This is a genomic window from Enterobacter sp. WCHEn090032 (assembly GCF_003986875.1).
Lineage (GTDB): Bacteria > Pseudomonadota > Gammaproteobacteria > Enterobacterales > Enterobacteriaceae > Enterobacter > Enterobacter sichuanensis.
On the sequence record NZ_RXRN01000017.1, the window covers coordinates 1 to 16,693 of the forward strand.

The window sequence follows — 16,693 nt, forward strand, 5'->3', positions numbered from 1 at the left end:
CGTGGGAGAGGGCCGGGGTGAGGGCACCTAGCCGCACCCCATCATGCTATGCTGTTGACCGAATTAACGACAACATAGCAGGGGAGAACATGGGTTCCACACGTAAAGGGATGTTAAACGTCCTGATCGCCGCCGTTTTATGGGGCAGTTCAGGGGTGTGCGCGCAGTACATCATGGAGAAAAGCCAGATCTCTTCGCCTTACCTGACGATGATTCGCCTGCTGTTTACCGGCGTGATCCTGCTGACCCTCTCCTTCGTTCACGGCGACAAGATTTTCTCGGTCATCAAACATCGCAAAGACGCCCTCAGTCTGCTGTTTTTCTCGCTGGCTGGCGCCCTTACCGTACAGCTCACCTTCCTGCTGACGATTGAAAAATCCAACGCCGCTACGGCCACCGTGCTGCAATTTCTGTCGCCGACGATTATCGTCGCGTGGTTCGCGCTGGCACGCAAAAAGCGCCCCGGCGTGTTTGTCCTGTCCGCGATCGTGACCTCGCTTGTCGGCACGTTCCTGCTGGTGACCCACGGCGACCCCACTTCGCTTTCCATCTCCCCTGCAGCGCTGTTCTTTGGCATTGCCTCGGCCTTTGCCGCCGCGTTTTACACCACCTACCCGTCAACGCTGATTGCCCGCTACGGCACGCTGCCGATTGTCGGCTGGAGTATGTTGATTGCAGGGTTAATGCTGACGCCGTTTTATGCCGGACGCGGCACCACGTTTGTGATCGACAGCAGCCTGCTGCTGGCGTTTTTCTACCTGGTGGTGATCGGCACGGCGCTGACGTTCAGCCTGTATCTGAAAGGCGCGCAGATGATCGGCGGGCCGAAGGCGAGCATTCTGAGCTGCGCCGAGCCGCTGAGCAGCGCGTTACTGTCGGTGATGCTGCTGGGCGTGGCGTTCACCCTGCCCGACTGGCTGGGGACGCTGCTGATTGTGTCGTCGGTGGTGTTGATTTCGATGGATTCGAGAAGACGGGTTCAGACATCGACGTGACTTATGCGTAATAGTGATAGCGACACATCAGAATGGTGAGAGCGCTATCCGACACCCCGTAAACCAGACGGTCAGTGTCGTTGATCCGCCGGGACCAGTATCCGGAAAGGTTGCCTTTAAGGGGTTCCGGCTTACCCAGGCCATCGAAGGGCTGGCGCTTTGCATCCTCAATCAGTTTATTGATTCTGCGAAGCGTCTTCTTGTCCTGCTCCTGCCACCACAGGTAATCGTCCCAGCCGTTATCGGTCCAAATCAGTAGCCTGGTCATCTATCAGATCCCTCTGCGTGGTTTTTCCCGTGTTTGCCTGTTCGATTGACTCCATCAGTCGGCTGGCGTTGGCAGGCGAACTCATCAGATGGATGGTTTCCATCATTGAGTTGTAGTGCTGCAGAGACATCACTACCGCATCACCCCCGTTACGACGGCTGATGATGGTTGTCTCCACGTTGTCATTCACGTCGTCCAACACATCTTTGAGCCGGCTTCGTGCTTCGGTAAACGTCACAACCTGCATACTTCCTCCTGTACAAGTTACGGTACAAGTATATCGGCAAGATGATTATTTATCAATCAACGTGTCTTTACCTTCCCCGCCACCAGCAGGGCCGTCAGCAGCATCAGCGTGCCGGAAATCACCAGGGGTGACGTCAGCCCCAGATGGTCGAGCGCCACGCCGCCCACCGCCGCACCGCAGGTGTTCGCCAGCTGGATCACCGCCACCTGAATCGACCCGGCTTTCTCCGCCTGATCGGCCAGCGAGCGGGTGATCCACGTCGACCAGCCCACCGGCACCAGCGCAAAGGCAAAGCCCCAGATAATCGCAATCGTCGAGGCGACCCATTTGTCGCTACCCCACAGAATCAGCACCGCGGCACTGACAGCCAGCACCAGCGGCGCCCCCGCCAGCGCTACCTTCAGGGAGCGCTTCAGGAACTGGGACGACAGCGAGGTGCCGACAAAGCTGGCAATACCGAAGCTCAGGAGCACCAGCGTCAGGCCATCGACGTCAAAACCTGCCATAGTCATAAACACCGGGCGGATATAGGTAAAGAAGGCAAACTGCCCGGCAAAAGCCATAAAGATGGCGGTCATCCCCGCCAGCACGCCAGGGCGCTTCAGCAGCGCGAACATGTTCTGCTTATGGTGCGCCGCTTCGCCCGGCAGCGACGGCAGCGCTTTCCATACCCAAATGATGCAGAGCAGCCCCATTACCGCCGCCGCGTTAAAGACATTACGCCAGCCGATAATCCCACCGAGAAAACTGCCCAGCGGCGCAGCGATCACCAGCGCGATGGAGACCGCGCCAAAGATAACGGACAAGGCCTTCGGCACCGTACGCGCCGGCACCAGACGCATGGTGAGCGAGGCAGACATCGCCCAGAAACCGCCAAGCCCCAGGCCAAGACAGGCGCGCCCCAGCAGCAGCAGGGTGAAGCTTTCCGCGAAGGAAACCAGCAGGCAGGAGAGTGTCAGCAGGACGCTGAACAGAATGACCACTTTACGGCGGTCAATCGCGCCAATTACCTGCGTGATAAACAGGCTGGCGAACATTGCCACAAACGCGGTGACGGTAACGGACTGCCCTGCCACGCCTTCAGAAATGCCCAGGTCCTGCGCCATCGGCGTCAGCAGGCTAACCGGTAAAAACTCAACGGTAATCAGGCAGGCGACGCAGAACGCCACGGAAAAAACCGCCGACCAGTTGGGGCGAGTAACCTCTTTGGTCTGCGGTTTGGTCGAGGGCTGGATATGTTCTGTCATGGCGTCACCTGAAGATAAAAACGTGCGGAAAAGTCGCGCAGTTTATCATCAAAAGTGTGATGAATTTAACGTTTAGACAACTTTTGACGTTTTGACAGGGGATCAGTGCAGGTAAAACACCCCCTCTTCCGGCAGGAAGAGCTGGTTATAGCGTAGCTGGAAGGCATTCAGCTCCTGCGGGTCGGGCTCCATTTCGCGCATAAAGCCGAGCGTCAGGCGGATTTGTGCATCGGTGATTGGTGCCGCCAGGCGGGCTTTACGCAGCATGCGGTGCCAGGTATGCAGATTCTCTTCGCTGCCGTCGACGATGCAGACCTGCCAGATCAGCAGCACCTGTGCCGCGTTTTGCAGATGCGCCTCGTCAGGACGTTCAAGGTAGCGGATAAACTCATTGCCGGGCGTTTTACCGAACTGATCGATCATCGATTCTACCGGCATCGGGGTGATCCCCAGCCGTTCGCTCAAGCGTTTGATGGCGCGGCGGGAGTCAGAGGTCAGGACACGAAACCCAACCACAAACACCACGGCAAGCGTTGCCAGCATTATCCAGACCATGCGTTCTCCTTTGAATAGCCGCTCATCATAGCGGGAAACGCAGGGCGTCAACAGCGGGCGGTGCCATAATAGTGAACGGAAAAGACCTTGCAGAAGGGGGTATAAGGCATTAACGCTGGGGATGTTAATATAAAAAAGCCCGGCATCACACACCGGGCAAAGAAGTTACCTGCACACTCAGGCTATTTTTAATTTCTGCGCGCGATTTTCCCGGCGAATTTTACGTTCTTCCAGCACCGCAACCATCGCCATCAGGACGATACAGCCGATGGCTGCCGCATCCAGCGCGGCAAAGGTGCCCGCCCAGCCGGTGAGGCCGAAAATTGGCGTGCCGTCGGCGATCATGCCCAGACCCAGCTTGGCGAAGCTATCGCCGATCAGGTATGCGAAAGTGCCTTTAATCCCGTCGGCGGCGCCGATCGCTTTTTTCGGAACGAAGCCGACTGCCGCCACGCCGATCAGCAACTGGGGACCAAACACCAGGAAGCCGAGCGCGAACAGGGACGCCAGGTAAACGTACTGGTTACTGGCATGCTGGTAAACGCCCAGGGTAGCAATAATCAGCGCCAGCGCGATGCAGGCCACCAGTGCACGACGACCGTTGGCGAGATCCGAGAGCCAGCCCCAGAGCAGCGTGCCGACCAGCGCGCCCACTTCAAACAGGGTGAAGCCCTGAATCGCCACCTCTTTAGAAAGCTTCAGCTCCTGGAAGGCATACACGGTAGACCACTGGTCGATACCGATGCGCACCACGTACAGGAAGATATTCGAGAAGCAGAGCAGCCAGATCACTTTGTTTTTCAGCACGTACTCAACAAAGATCTGCCATTTGGTCATCTCGTTTTCTTCGGTCTCTTTGTCCTCTTCGCTGATCTCCTCGCCGAACAGCTCTTCGGCTTTGCCAAGGCCGTAAGATTCCGGTGAGTCACTGCCGAAGCGCAGGCCGATAAAGCCGACAATCAGGGCGATAATCGACGGGAAGATAAACATGCCGATCACGTGGCCGTCGAACAGGTAGTTTGCACCGAACAGCGCCACGCCAGCCGCACCTGCCCCGCCGAGGTTGTGGGAGATGTTCCACATGCCGAGGTACGAGCCACGCTTACGGCGCGGGGTCCATTTGGTGATGGTGGAGTAGCTGCACGACCCGCCGGTGCTCTGGAAGAAACCGCTCAGGGCGTAGAAGGCGATCATCAGGAACAGGCTGACGGAACCCGCGCCCATGCTGGCGCTGAAGCCGAGCATACAGATAGCGGAGAGGATCAGCATAAACGGCAGGAACTGCTTGGTGTTTTTGCCGTCGGCGTAGTAGGAAACAACGGTTTTCCCCACGCCGTAGGTGATGGAGAAGCCCAGACCGATCATCCCCAGCTGCGTCATGCTCAGCCCGTAGGTCGAAATCATGTCGTTCTGCGCGATGTTAAAGTTTTTGCGGATCAGGTACATGGTCAGGTAGCCGATGAAGACCACCAGATAGGACTGCATGAACGGTTTGAACCACATCTTGCGCCGCACGTCGAGCGGCAGATCCAGGGTCGGCTTGCGCACCTGATTGAGGAAGGCCAGCATGGTTTGCTCCTGAGCTGATTTTTACCTGCGAATGGCAGGCATTGTAAAAATCAGCCCGGAGAGACGCCTGAGACAGCGTCCAGGTAAAACCGGGAAAATTTCTTAGTTTTTCGCCACTCGGGGCGAAAAAGTGAGGCGCATCACGCTTCGCTCGCCTCACGCGGAGCCTGCGCGTGCAAAAACGGCAGCAGCAGCAGCGCAGAGATCCCTGCCGCGATAGCGATCACCGCGAAGAAACCGCTCCAGTGCCAGACGTCGATCACCCGCGCCAGCGGCCAGCCGGAGAGCGACGCGCCGAGGTAGGCAAACAGCCCGACAAAGCCCGTCGCCGCACCCGCCGCCTCTTTGTGCGAACACTCAGCCGCCGCCATGCCGATCAGCATCTGCGGGCCGAAGACGAAGAAACCGGTGGTGAAGAAGCACGCCGCCTGCATCACGTAGCTGGCGAACGGCATCAGCCACAGCGAGCCGACGGAGAGTAATATCCCGGCCGCGAAAATCAGGTTCATCGGGCCGCGGTTGCCGTTGAATAGCTTATCCGAGCCCCAGCCCGCCACCAGCGCGCCGATAAACCCGCCCAGTTCGAACATCGTCACCGCGGAGTTGGCAGTGACCAGGTCCACGCCGAGCGTCTCGGACATGTACAGATTGCCCCAGTCGTTGATGGCTGCACGCACCACGTAGACCAGCACGTAGCAGAGCGAGAGCAGCCAGATATAGGGGTTTAACAAGACGTATTTGGTGAGGATCTCTTTGCGCGTCAGCCCCGCCCCCTCCTGCTGTTGCGCCATTTCCATCTCGTCGTGCCGCCAGTCGCCCACCGCGGGCAGGCCGACGGTTTGCGGCCTGTCACGCAGCCGCCAGCAGAGGAACAGCCCGGCGACAATCGCCAGGCCACCGGCAATCATCATCCCCGCGCGCCAGCCGTAGTGTAGCGCCGCCGCGCCGACCACTATCGGGATCAGCGCCCCGCCGACGTTATGCGCGGTGTTCCAGACGGCCCACCAGCCGCCACGCTCGTTGCGGGAGTACCAGGCGGTGAGCAGACGGGCGCAGACCGGCGCGCCCCAGCCCTGGAAAAAGGCGTTCAGCGCCCACAGCAGGGCAAAGGCCCACAGCGAGGTGGAGAAGCCAAACAGGATATTCACTACGCCGGTCGCAATCAGCCCAACGCCCATGAAGTAGCGGGCGTTGGAGCGGTCGCTGACGATGCCGGAGAAGAACTTCGACAGGCCGTAGGTGATGTAAAACAGCGTCGCCAGCAGGCCGATATCGATGCGGGTCATTACGCCGCTGGCGAGGATCTCCGGCGCGGCGGCGTTGAAGCTTTTGCGGGTGAAGTAGAACAGCGCGTAGCCGAGCCAGATGGTGATCAGGATATGGCGACGCCAGTAGCGGTAGCGGGCGTCGATTTCCGCTTTGTTACCTATCGGCGCGGCGTTAGCCGGGGTTTTAAACATGGTGGTTCCTTAGCGGCAGGCTGACGCTGACGCGCGTCCCGTGGGTACAGGAGATGTTCATCGTGCCGCCCAGTGCCTTCACGCGCTCGCGCATACCCGCCAGGCCAAAGCCCTGCTGCCCGGAGCCCGGCGGCAGGCCGCAGCCGTCGTCTTCAATCACCAGCCTGATGTTCTCATCCTGCTGCCAGCCCTGCAGCGTCACCGCGCTGGCGTTGGCGTGTTTGACAATATTGTTCAGCCCTTCCTGACAGACGCGGAACAGCGTCACGCGCTGGCCTTCGCTCAGGGTGGCTTCATTGATGCGCCAGTCGAGATGGCTGACAATGCCGCGGCTTTCCAGCTCCATCTCACGCATCAGAGAGCGTACCGCCTGCTCCAGCGAGAGATCGTCGAGCTGGCGCGGACGCAGCCTGCCCAGCAGACGTCGCACCGAGTCGTACACGCCAAGAGAGAGCTGTTCGATATGCGCCCCGCCCTGCTTCACGCCTGCGTTTTCCGCCGCCAGACGCTGGACAATGCCCGCCTGGGTGCGGATGGCGGTGATGGTCTGGCCGATATCATCGTGCAGCTCGCGGGCAACCTCCTGCCGCACGCTCTCTTCCGTCTCCAGCAGGCGCTCCGCCAGACGCCGGTTGCGCGCCAGCTCGGTCTGCAGGGACTGGTTCAGCTCGCGCAGACGCTGAATGCCCGCCCCCAGCAGCAATCCGGTCAGGCTCTGGGCCAGCAGGGAGAGCAGCAGATCCACGGGATGATCGTGCCAGGTCTGGCTGGCAATCAGGGCGATGGCGTTCATCAGGGTCGCGATCAACGCCCCCTGCCAGCCGTAGTGCCAGGCCAGGGCGATGATCGGCAGCGCCAGGCAAAAAGGCGTAAAGCGTGAAAGTTCGGCGGGCAGGCCAAGCTGCAGCCACAGGCTCACCACAAACAGCAGCAGATACCAGATGAGATGCCGGGCGCGCCAGTTCACCGGTTGCGAAACCAGCGCCGGGCCAAGCGGTTGCCAGACGGTGCTGGTGAGGTAGTGCCAGATGACGAGGCAGGTCGGAGCAAGGGTCAGGCCACCGGTCAGGGTCAGCAGCAGCGCGTTAAGCATCTCCTTATCACCCGCCCACGGCAGGGACTGCAGCAGTGCGGCGGCAATCAGCGCCGCCCCCTGGCGCAGCAGGGTGCGCCAGTCGCGCTGGTGGCGATAGCGGGAGATAAGCGCAACCGGGAGGAGCGTGAGCAGGCTTCCGGTCATCAATAAGGGCAGATGCGCGAGGGAGACTTCCTGCGCCAGCCAGACCAGCATTAGCCACTCTGCGCCCAGCAGAACAGGCCAGTAGCCGCGCGGGCATTGCAGCATCAGCCCCAGACGCAGGCCAAAGGGAAAGAGCAGTACCGCCAGCTCCGGGCGTTCCACCAGATGCAGGCTGATGCTCCACAGGCAGAACCAGGCGGCGGAAAAGATAAAGAAGCTGGCAACGACGGCGATCAGCCGCGAAAAGACGGGACTCATTGCCAGCTGTCGAACATGCGGCGGGCCAGCTCAACGTCGTTGCTGACGTTGAGTTTTTCCATCAGGTTGGCGCGATGAACGTGAACGGTTTTCGGCGACAGATCCAGCTCGGCGGCAATCGCTTTCACCGACATGCCCTGGGCAAGCTTCTCCGCCACCTGACGTTCACGCCGGGTAAGCGGATCCTGACGCCCGGCCGCCAGCTTGATGGCGATATCCGGCGTCAGATAGCAGCCGCCGGTAGAGACGGTGCGCACGGCGGCAATCAGCTCGTCCGGGCTGCAGCGTTTAGAGAGGAATCCGCGCGCCCCCGCGTTAAGGGCCTGCTCCACCAGCGCCGGGCTGTCGTGGACCGAAAGCATGATCGTCGCCATCCCTTTCGGCAGCTGGCTTAACAGCTCAAGACCCGAGAGATCCGGCATCGAGATATCGCAGATGCATACCTGCACCCCGCGCCCCGGCAGGCCCGCCAGCGCTTCACGACCGGAACCAAACTCGGCCACGACCTGAAAATCCGGTTCGAGGTTTAAAAGCTGGGCAAATCCGGAGCGGACGATAAGGTGGTCGTCGATGAGAGCGATGGTGGTCATGTCTATTCCTGCGGTCTGAAAAGCCGGATGGCGCTGCGCTTATCCGGCCTACAAGAGCGAAAGACGCTTACCTTAAGCGATCTATTCGAAAAACACCGCAATTTTGTTAAACATGGTGGGATCGGACTGGTTGCGCGCCACTTTGGTGACGTCTTCCAGCTTGTCGATCTGCGCCATCATCTGCTCCAGACGCTGGTCGTCATTAACCAGTAGCCAGATGCGGCTGTGCTCGCTGCCCTGAATGGGCAGACAAAGAATGCCTTCCACGTTAAACGCCCGGCGGGCAAACAGCCCGCAGACGTGGGTCATGACGCCAGGGTGGTTGCGGACGGTGAGTTCCAGAATGACGTTTTCATGTTGTTTCTGCATGGCTTATTCCCCCACCATCTCAGTATTTGCCGCCCCTGGCGGCACCATCGGATACACTTTGTGTTCAGGGTCGATACGCACGTGGATCAGCGCCGGGCCCGGACGCGAAATCGCCTCCTGCAGCGCTACGTGGGCATCTTCTTCGGCGTTCAGATCGCAGGTGTGCAGGCCAAAACCGGCGGCAATCTGCATAAAGTTAATCATCCCCGGATAGGTCGCGGCAAACACGCCCTGCTTGTAGAACAGACTCTGCTGCTGGTGTACCAGCCCCAGCGCCTCGTTGTTCATCAGGATAATTTTCACGTCTAACTGGTTTTCGGCGGCGGTGGCCATCTCCTGAATGTTCATCATCAGGCTGCCGTCACCGGAGAAGCAGATGACCTTGCGGTCCGGATTTGCCAGCGCCGCCCCGACTGCCGCCGGCAGGCCGAACCCCATGGTGCCGAGGCCGCCGGAGGTCAGCCACTGGCGCGGACGGTTCAGCGGGTAAGCCTGCGCGGTCCACATCTGATGCTGGCCAACGTCGGTGGTAATAATTGCGCTGTCGTCCACGCAGGCGGCCACGGCGTTAATCAGCCCGTAGTGGCTCAGCGGGTCGCCTTCGGTTGGGATGGCACCCGGGAACTCGCGCTGCAAATCGGCCACCAGCTGACGCCAGTCGGCGCGGTCGGTTGCGTCCGTCTGCGGGATCAGCTGCGTCAGTACTTCCGCCACATCCCCCTGAATCGCCACGTGCGGCTGTTTGATTTTGCCGAGCTCAGCGCGGTCGATATCCACGTGGATAATTTTGGCATTCGGGCAGAACTCCTCGGTTTTGCCAATCGCCCGGTCATCAAAACGCGCGCCCATAACAATCAGTAAATCCGCCTCCTGCAGGATGTAGTTGGTGCTACGTGCGCCGTGCATCCCCAGCATGCCCAGGGACAGCGGGTGCGCTTTTGGCAGCATGCCGAGCGCCATCAGGGTCATGGTGGTGGGCAGGTTGGCTTTTTCAGCGAACTGACGGATTTCATCCGCGGCGTTGATTGCCCCGCCACCCAGATACAGCACCGGACGTTTGGCGGCATTGATCATGGCGGCGGCGTCGCGCACGCTCTCAGCGCTGAATTCCGGCGCGGGGGCACGCTCGCCCGGTTCCGGCAGAACGTCGATCTCAATCTCTGCGGTCTGGACATCCTTAGGAATGTCTATCCACACCGGGCCCGGGCGGCCGGACTGCGCAATGCGGAACGCATCGCTGATAACCTGAGGAAGCTCGGTGATGTCGCGAACTAAATAGTTATGTTTGGTGATGGGGATAGAGATGCCGTAGGTGTCCACTTCCTGGAACGCATCGGTACCGATCATCGAAGACGGCACCTGGCCGGTGATGCAGATCAGCGGAATGGAGTCGAGACGCGCGTCGGCGATGGCGGTCACCAGGTTAGTCGCCCCCGGGCCGCTGCAGGCCATACAGACTGCCGGTTTGCCCTGGGTCCGCGCCATCCCCTGAGCGATAAAGCCTGCGCCCTGCTCGTGGCGCGCCAGCACGTGGCGGATCTGCGTGCTTTGGCTTAACGCATCGTACAGCGGCAGCACCGTGCCGCCCGGGATGCCCGCAACCGTGGTGATGCCCTGCCGTTCCAGTAAGTGAACGATTAACTGCGCGCCAGTAAAACGCGTCCTGGTGGATGTTGTGCCCGAACTTGCCATGCTCCAGTCCTTTTCTTCTGGGCCGACGTTCCGGGGAGGGTCCTAAACGAAAAACCCCGCCCGGTTTGCGCCGGCGGGGTTTTGGATTCGTGTGTTGATCCAGTCCCTACGGCGCATTGCCGACGACCACCACCACACGCACGACGACCACTGCGGCTGGTTGCGCAGTTTTTAGTAGGGTCGCGGTGTTCATGGATGCAGTCATTGGGGACCTGTGTTTGGAATCATTGAGTGGATTTATACAAACACAGGTTTTTCAGCGTGACAATGGAAATATTTTCATCTGCGCAAAAATGCGTCAGGGATCACGTTTCAGTACGTTGCTCGCTCATTCCAGGTGTCACTATAGACGACATTCCCGTCGCAATGCTTCCAGGTGATTTTCTCATAGCGTATCAGAACCGTTTCAAGGTGTGTTCCGGTGTTTGCGCCGGGATACAGGTCTGGTGTGATTGAAGTTATTTTCACACTCTCAAGTTGTATATTAAAATATTCCTGTTCTAAACCAGCCTCGTTAATCTGATACATCTTAATGGTGGCTGACTGGAGCGTTCTTCCCGTACTCAGCGCGCGAAATAAAAGTGGGGTTACGCGATCAAATTCTTTCTGAAACATGATGGGCATGTGTATACGCGTGCCAGTCAATTTCCCGGTATTCCCGTCGACGGGGATGTTGACATTGTGAGTGAGTGATTTGAGTTCAATTGCACCTTCACGCCCTGAGACAAGGCAAGGGCCAACCACAGGTGAACCATTTTCATCTGTAAGAAATAAATAAGCCGGATTTGACATAAAAACTCCTTTTTAAAACGTTCAATCGTATTTATCAAAGCGGCCGAATATTATCGGATGGACAATGATAAATACTACTATAGCGATGAATGTGAGTAATACCCAGTGGTCAGGTATCAACCACAGAAACAAAGAGGCGCACGCAAAAATATAAACGGGAAATAAAATATCCGTAAATAGAATTGAGAGCAGACTCTTAAACATCTTATTAATCCTTTAAGTCGTTATAAATCGCATCGAAATCTTCATAGAACCCCATTTGCACCTTCTTAATGAGTTCAGACAGGAAAGGTTCAAAAAAGTAGTAAAGCATCTCCAGTTGTGCAGCATAGAGAGTGGCGTAATACTTAGGGTCCAGCGTTTTCAGGCGACGGGCAGCAAGCGCGCACTTCTGTTCCGTGCCAATCAGTTGAAATGCCATGACAATGTTAGGTACACGGCGTGCAAGCCGCTCGACGACGATTTCTGAAAGCATGCCAGATTCCGAAAGGTATTTAGCCAGCGCCCATGCTATCGCTAAACGCGCTGCCTTGCTTGTCGGGATGTTTTTAACTAATCCGGTTACTTTTGAGTCCGTCTCGCGAACGCGATTGTTCTCATTTCCATTTTCAGAGTCGGCGATAATAGTCTCAAAATAAAGATAAAGCATGTATGCTATTACATTGCGATAACGGTACAGCGAGAGAATTGAGAGGTACATCCTCTTTTCCTCTGAAAGAAGCTCATCGCATACATCGTGATAGCTGGGGATTAAGCATGATGAGTACCAACTTACACGCTCCATTCCCGAGTATATATCAGAACCTATCCCCTTTAATGCTTTCCATGTCCCGGCAACACCTTGCTGTCCATAAAGAGCCAACTGTCTGTCGCTCTGGAACTTCATCTTTAAATAATCAGCGGCCTGCATAATTTATCCATATCGTTTTTGTGGTTATAGCAATGTACATTGCAAGGCTGCGCAATTCAAACCAATGGAGTAATTTAAATATACATTCATGTAATAAATAAATCTTTTCACCGTTATTTATTACAGCAATAAATGATTCAATTTAAATTTTATGATGGGTATCAATACAACTCATTTATATTATTTTCGTATTTGGTGATGTTATCGTGCAAAATTTATCAGGTACTTCTCCTTAAAAAGGGATAGCCCAGAAAACAAAAAACCCCGCCGGAGCGAGGTTTTTATCAGGGTTTTGCGGTTGGTCGCCGCAGAACACACTGTGTTACGTCAACGCAAAAAGTATACGCGATCGAAAACGAACGCGCAATTGAGGCACGGATTTTGACGTTTTTGAGTATGGATCGCCTTCCAGATTTTGTCCACAAAATACTGTTCATACATACAGTATTTATCTATACTGAAGGTGTTCGCAGTGAGCGAGGGGGCCGCAGTTCTACCGGCGCAACGAAGTCCTGGCTGAAACGGGTGGTGCCGTCAGTGCCTTAACCCCTGAAGTGAGCACACTGTGTTACGTCAATCCAGGTGCTGGCCACAGGCGGCGGAAAGGTACGCCAGCATCGTGCTCCTTTTAACCAAAAGGAGACGCGTATGAGCGTAGTGGATATGGTGATACTTATCCTCAAACTCATTGTTGCAGTACTGCAACTGCTTGATGCTGTCCTGAAATACCTTCGGTGATTCAGGTTCAAGTCGCACCTGAGAGGGGCGGGCAACCGCCCCTCTTTAATAACGAGGGAATGCTATGTCGCGTCTGTTAATTGAGCCTGTTACCCCAGAAGAGCCGGGGTACATCGCCCTTAAGGCGGAGAGTATCGCACTGAATTTCAACATGCTGCGCAGGCTGGAAGAGAACTGGCAACGCGGCGAAAACCGCTTTAACGCGCCGGGTGAAAAGCTGCTGGGGGCGTTTCTTAACGGCAGGCTGGTGGGCGTATGCGGGCTTAACCGCGATCCGTTCAGCCAGCAGCCACGCGCCGGGCGTATTCGCCATCTCTACGTCAGTGAGAAGTGCCGCGGGATGGGCATTGGCAAACAGCTTTTAAGCGTGGTGATGGCCGATGCCAGCATCTGGTTTGATTTTCTCAATACCCATGCGCCGGACAGCGCGTATGGCTTCTATCACCAGGCGGGCTTCAGGCTGGTGTCTGATGAACCGCGGGTGACGCACCGTCTTTTCTGCGCGGTCTGAGCGGCTGGCAGCATCGGGTTGTGAATGTTACAGTTGAGTGACAATTCACCATCCGAGACGCCATGACCATCACCGTTTTCTGCATTTTACTCTTCGCCGCACTGCTGCATGCCAGCTGGAACGCCATCGTTAAAGCCGGAACGGACAAGCTCTATTCTGCGATCAGCGTCAGCGGCTCCGCCACGCTAATCGCTCTGGTATTACTGCCTTTCTCTCCTCAGCCCTCCGCCGCCAGCTGGCCGTTCCTGATCGTTTCCTGCGCCTTACAGGTGGTGTATACGGTTCTGGTCGCGAAGACCTATCAGGTCTCGGATATGAGCCAGACCTATCCGCTGATGCGCGGTACCGCACCGCTGCTGGTGGCGCTGGTAAGCGTACTGGTGCTCGGCGATAGTCTCTCGTGGCTTGCCTGGTCCGGCATCGGGGTGATCTGTCTGTCGATCCTGGCCATGGCGATGAACGGACGCATGCAGTCCCGAAAAGGGATTTGGCTGGCGCTGCTGAACGCCTGTTTTATCGCCGGGTATACGCTGGTAGATGGCACCGGTGTGCGTTTATCCGACACCGCGCTGGGCTACACGCTGTGGACCTTCTTTATGAACGGCTTCTGTCTGCTGTGCTGGGCGATGGTGGCGCGTCGGCGTGAAGCGTCCAGCTATCTCCGTCTGCACTGGAAAAAGGGGCTGCTCGGCGGCGTGGGGACCATGGGTTCTTATGGCCTGGCGCTATGGGCAATGACGCAGGCCCCGCTGGCAGTGGTCGCCGCGCTGCGTGAAACCTCCATTCTCTTTGGGGCGTTGATCGCGTTTGTGCTGTTAAAAGAGAAGGTTGCGGGTCTGCGCATTGCCGCGGCGCTGGGTATTGCGGGTGGCGCGATCCTGCTGCGCCTCGCGTAAATCACTGGCAACATTAGTTGCCGATCTTGTTTACAAATCCTGCCTTTTTCTGTTTCTCCATTCATCTCAGTAATGCTCAATTTGTCATCTCACTGTGGTAGATTCCTCGCGCATTTATGGGAATGCATAGTCACTTATTCTTCATTTTTCTCTTTTGGCAAAAGTATTCTGCGACATGAAAAAACAAAGGAACGTTAACTTATTGTTGATGCTGGTGTTACTGGTGGCCGTCGGTCAGATGGCGCAAACCATCTACATTCCGGCGATTGCCGACATGGCAAAGGAACTCAACGTCCGCGAGGGCGCAGTACAAAGCGTGATGGCGGCCTACCTGCTGACCTATGGCGTGTCGCAGTTATTCTACGGGCCGCTCTCAGACCGTATCGGCCGCCGCCCGGTCATTCTGACAGGCATGTGCATCTTCATGATCGCGACGGTGATTGCCATCACCACCCACAGCCTGACCGTATTGATTGCCGCCAGCGCCCTGCAGGGTGTTGGTACCGGCGTCGGTGGGGTGATGGCGCGAACTTTACCGCGTGACATGTATCAGGGCACCCAGCTCCGCCATGCCAACAGCCTGTTAAATATGGGTATTCTGGTCAGCCCGCTGCTGGCGCCGCTGATCGGCGGCCTGCTGGACACCATGTGGTCCTGGCGCGCCTGCTACGCCTTCCTGCTGGTGCTCTGTGTGATTGTCACCTTCAGCATGGCGCGCTGGATGCCGGAAACCCGCCCTCAGGACGCACCGCGCACCAAGCTCATCGCCAGCTATAAAACGCTGTTCGGCAACGGGTCGTTTACCTGTTACCTGCTGATGCTGATCGGCGGTCTGGCGGGCATTGCGGTGTTTGAAGCCTGCTCCGGCGTGCTGCTGGGCGCAGGTCTTGGCCTGAGCAGTATGGTGGTCAGTATTCTGTTTATTCTGCCGATACCGGCGGCATTCTTCGGGGCATGGTTCGCCGGACGTCAGAACAAGCGTTTCTCAACGCTGATGTGGCAGTCGGTGATCAGCTGCCTGCTGGCAGGCCTGATGATGTGGATCCCGGGGCTGTTCGGTGTGATGACCGTCTGGACGCTGCTGATCCCGGCGGCACTGTTCTTCTTCGGTGCAGGCATGCTGTTCCCGCTTGCCACCAGCGGCGCGATGGAGCCGTTCCCGTTCCTCGCAGGTACGGCGGGCGCGCTGGTAGGTGGTTTGCAGAATATCGGTTCCGGCGCGCTGGCCTGGCTCTCGGCGATGATGCCGCAGACCGGGCAGTCTAGTTTGGGCCTGCTGATGACGCTGATGGGGCTGCTGATTTTACTGTGCTGGCTGCCGCTGGCGTCGCGTGTTCCACATCACGAGCAGCCGGTTTAACTGCATGATGGCCCGGCTTCTCGCCGGGCTTTTCACAGACAGGGGCGATCATGGCCTGTAACAACGGCTCTGGCGCAGGCCGCCAGGCGCCCTCTTCTCCGTCGTAAAACTGGAAATCCGCGTTGATCGCGTACGGAATTTTCGCCTTTTGCAGCTCACAGGCCATAAAGGTAGCGAAGGCCATTTGCGAGGCGGTCGGTGTAAAGCGGTTTGACTCCCCAACGCCCCAGCCCCCCACCCAGCTGACGTGTCCGGTTTTTTGCTGCCAGCGCAGCGCCGTCGTAATGCGACTGTGAATAGCCGCTTTCTCCGCCGCCGTGCCGGACGTCCACGGGTATTTACCGTTATTTTTCAGCGGTCCCCATGGGAAAATATGCCATTCTGCCAGCAGGTAGTTCTGGCTATGGGCAGGCAGCTTCAGGCTGGTTAAATCCTCCGGCGCGGCGCGCAGGCGCGGTGCGATGAAGATCATGCGCTGCGGGTCGATGTCGTGGATTGCTTTGATGCTTTTTTCATAGACGTGGTTTAACGACGCCAGATTGTGATTAAGCTTGTCAGCCGGCTCATAAATAAGGTCAAACCCCAGCAGCGGGAAGCTCTGACCGAAATAGTGCGCCACAGCAATCCACCAGTTGATCGCCTCTTTCTCGTTGTCAGCTTTCGGGTCGTTTTTATACTCATCAGCCTGATAGGCGATAATCGGGATCACGCCATACTGTTCGCAGGCTTCGACCAGCTTACGCAGGTGGATCAGCCGCGCCTCTGTCGGTTCATCCGCCACGCGGATGCGCACGTGGGTAATGCCTTTAGCCCGAAAATCGCGGACCACCAGCGGGTCAAACTCGCGAATACCGCGCTCGGTGCGCGCCCAGTCCACATCCATCCCGACGCCCAGCTGTTGCGCATAACGGGCAGCTGTCAGCGGCGGCTCAGCGGCAATGGCCCAGCCGGAAGAGATCATTAACGCGGTAGCAATGAGAGGCTTTAACACGGTTT

General features: G+C 57.5%; 19 protein-coding genes. 5 read left to right on the forward strand and 14 right to left on the reverse strand.

Translation table 11 applies throughout. The annotated features are described in order from the left end of the window. The first annotated feature begins 89 nt into the window (after window positions 1–89). Entirely contained in the window at window positions 90–995 is a 906-nt protein-coding gene (locus tag EKN83_RS15105) for a DMT family transporter (protein ID WP_025757005.1), read from the forward strand. 1 nt (window position 996) lies between these two features. On the opposite strand, the gene EKN83_RS15110 is transcribed toward EKN83_RS15105, so the two are convergent. From EKN83_RS15110 to EKN83_RS15180, 13 genes are all read right to left on the reverse strand, one after another. Beyond that, the gene (locus EKN83_RS15110) at window positions 997–1,263 is read right to left on the reverse strand and encodes a Txe/YoeB family addiction module toxin (protein WP_025757004.1); all 267 of its coding nucleotides are present in this window, start codon (window positions 1,261–1,263) and stop codon (window positions 997–999) included. Continuing rightward, window positions 1,235–1,510 (reverse strand): type II toxin-antitoxin system Phd/YefM family antitoxin, encoded by a 276-nt coding sequence (locus EKN83_RS15115; RefSeq protein WP_047957416.1) that lies wholly within the window; start codon window positions 1,508–1,510, stop codon window positions 1,235–1,237. The genes EKN83_RS15110 and EKN83_RS15115 overlap by 29 nt, the downstream gene beginning before the upstream one ends. Before the next feature lie 56 nt (window positions 1,511–1,566). Next, window positions 1,567–2,757: a purine ribonucleoside efflux pump NepI gene (gene nepI / locus EKN83_RS15120; RefSeq protein ID WP_126801230.1), complete on the reverse strand. Its 1,191-nt coding sequence runs from the start codon at window positions 2,755–2,757 to the stop codon at window positions 1,567–1,569. A 102-nt stretch (window positions 2,758–2,859) separates the two neighbouring features. Next, window positions 2,860–3,312, reverse strand: coding sequence for a DUF1198 domain-containing protein (locus tag EKN83_RS15125; protein ID WP_047957414.1), 453 nt, complete (start codon window positions 3,310–3,312; stop codon window positions 2,860–2,862). 177 nt (window positions 3,313–3,489) lie between these two features. Next, window positions 3,490–4,881, reverse strand: a complete 1,392-nt coding sequence (gene uhpT, locus EKN83_RS15130; protein WP_025757000.1) for a hexose-6-phosphate:phosphate antiporter — start codon at window positions 4,879–4,881, stop codon at window positions 3,490–3,492. A gap of 140 nt (window positions 4,882–5,021) precedes the next feature. Further along, window positions 5,022–6,341, reverse strand: coding sequence for an MFS transporter (locus EKN83_RS15135; protein ID WP_126801231.1), 1,320 nt, complete (start codon window positions 6,339–6,341; stop codon window positions 5,022–5,024). Continuing rightward, window positions 6,334–7,839 carry a signal transduction histidine-protein kinase/phosphatase UhpB gene (uhpB, locus tag EKN83_RS15140; RefSeq protein WP_126801232.1) on the reverse strand — a complete coding sequence of 502 codons (1,506 nt, stop codon included), beginning with the start codon at window positions 7,837–7,839 and terminating at the stop codon, window positions 6,334–6,336. The genes EKN83_RS15135 and uhpB overlap by 8 nt, the downstream gene beginning before the upstream one ends. Continuing rightward, window positions 7,836–8,429 (reverse strand): transcriptional regulator UhpA, encoded by a 594-nt coding sequence (uhpA, locus tag EKN83_RS15145; protein ID WP_045285319.1) that lies wholly within the window; start codon window positions 8,427–8,429, stop codon window positions 7,836–7,838. The genes uhpB and uhpA overlap by 4 nt, the downstream gene beginning before the upstream one ends. Window positions 8,430–8,510: 81 nt before the next feature. After that, window positions 8,511–8,798, reverse strand: a complete 288-nt coding sequence (gene ilvN / locus EKN83_RS15150) for an acetolactate synthase small subunit (protein WP_006808802.1) — start codon at window positions 8,796–8,798, stop codon at window positions 8,511–8,513. A 3-nt stretch (window positions 8,799–8,801) separates the two neighbouring features. After that, window positions 8,802–10,490, reverse strand: a complete 1,689-nt coding sequence (gene ilvB / locus EKN83_RS15155) for an acetolactate synthase large subunit (protein ID WP_126801233.1) — start codon at window positions 10,488–10,490, stop codon at window positions 8,802–8,804. Between the two features lie 106 nt (window positions 10,491–10,596). Further along, window positions 10,597–10,695 carry an ilvB operon leader peptide IvbL gene (gene ivbL, locus EKN83_RS15160; protein WP_071830013.1) on the reverse strand — a complete coding sequence of 33 codons (99 nt, stop codon included), beginning with the start codon at window positions 10,693–10,695 and terminating at the stop codon, window positions 10,597–10,599. 107 nt (window positions 10,696–10,802) lie between these two features. After that, window positions 10,803–11,282: an Hcp family type VI secretion system effector gene (locus tag EKN83_RS15170; RefSeq protein WP_059386245.1), complete on the reverse strand. Its 480-nt coding sequence runs from the start codon at window positions 11,280–11,282 to the stop codon at window positions 10,803–10,805. Between the two features lie 208 nt (window positions 11,283–11,490). Further along, on the reverse strand, window positions 11,491–12,192 hold the full coding sequence (locus EKN83_RS15180; protein WP_126801236.1) for a hypothetical protein: 702 nt from the start codon (window positions 12,190–12,192) through the stop codon (window positions 11,491–11,493). 648 nt (window positions 12,193–12,840) lie between these two features. Between EKN83_RS15180 and tisB the strand changes: the two genes are divergently transcribed. From tisB to emrD, 4 genes are all read left to right on the forward strand, one after another. After that, on the forward strand, window positions 12,841–12,930 hold the full coding sequence (tisB, locus tag EKN83_RS15185) for a type I toxin-antitoxin system toxin TisB (RefSeq protein WP_020684667.1): 90 nt from the start codon (window positions 12,841–12,843) through the stop codon (window positions 12,928–12,930). 64 nt (window positions 12,931–12,994) lie between these two features. Continuing rightward, window positions 12,995–13,441: a GNAT family N-acetyltransferase gene (locus tag EKN83_RS15190; RefSeq protein ID WP_045285322.1), complete on the forward strand. Its 447-nt coding sequence runs from the start codon at window positions 12,995–12,997 to the stop codon at window positions 13,439–13,441. A 62-nt stretch (window positions 13,442–13,503) separates the two neighbouring features. Then, complete coding sequence (locus EKN83_RS15195; protein ID WP_025756992.1) at window positions 13,504–14,337, forward strand: EamA family transporter; 834 nt, start codon at window positions 13,504–13,506, stop codon at window positions 14,335–14,337. 175 nt (window positions 14,338–14,512) lie between these two features. Then, entirely contained in the window at window positions 14,513–15,697 is a 1,185-nt protein-coding gene (gene emrD / locus EKN83_RS15200; RefSeq protein WP_126801237.1) for a multidrug efflux MFS transporter EmrD, read from the forward strand. Here emrD and EKN83_RS15205 read toward each other — a convergent pair. Next, entirely contained in the window at window positions 15,600–16,688 is a 1,089-nt protein-coding gene (locus EKN83_RS15205; protein ID WP_126801238.1) for a cellulase family glycosylhydrolase, read from the reverse strand. The genes emrD and EKN83_RS15205 overlap by 98 nt on opposite strands. Window positions 16,689–16,693: the final 5 nt, after the last annotated feature.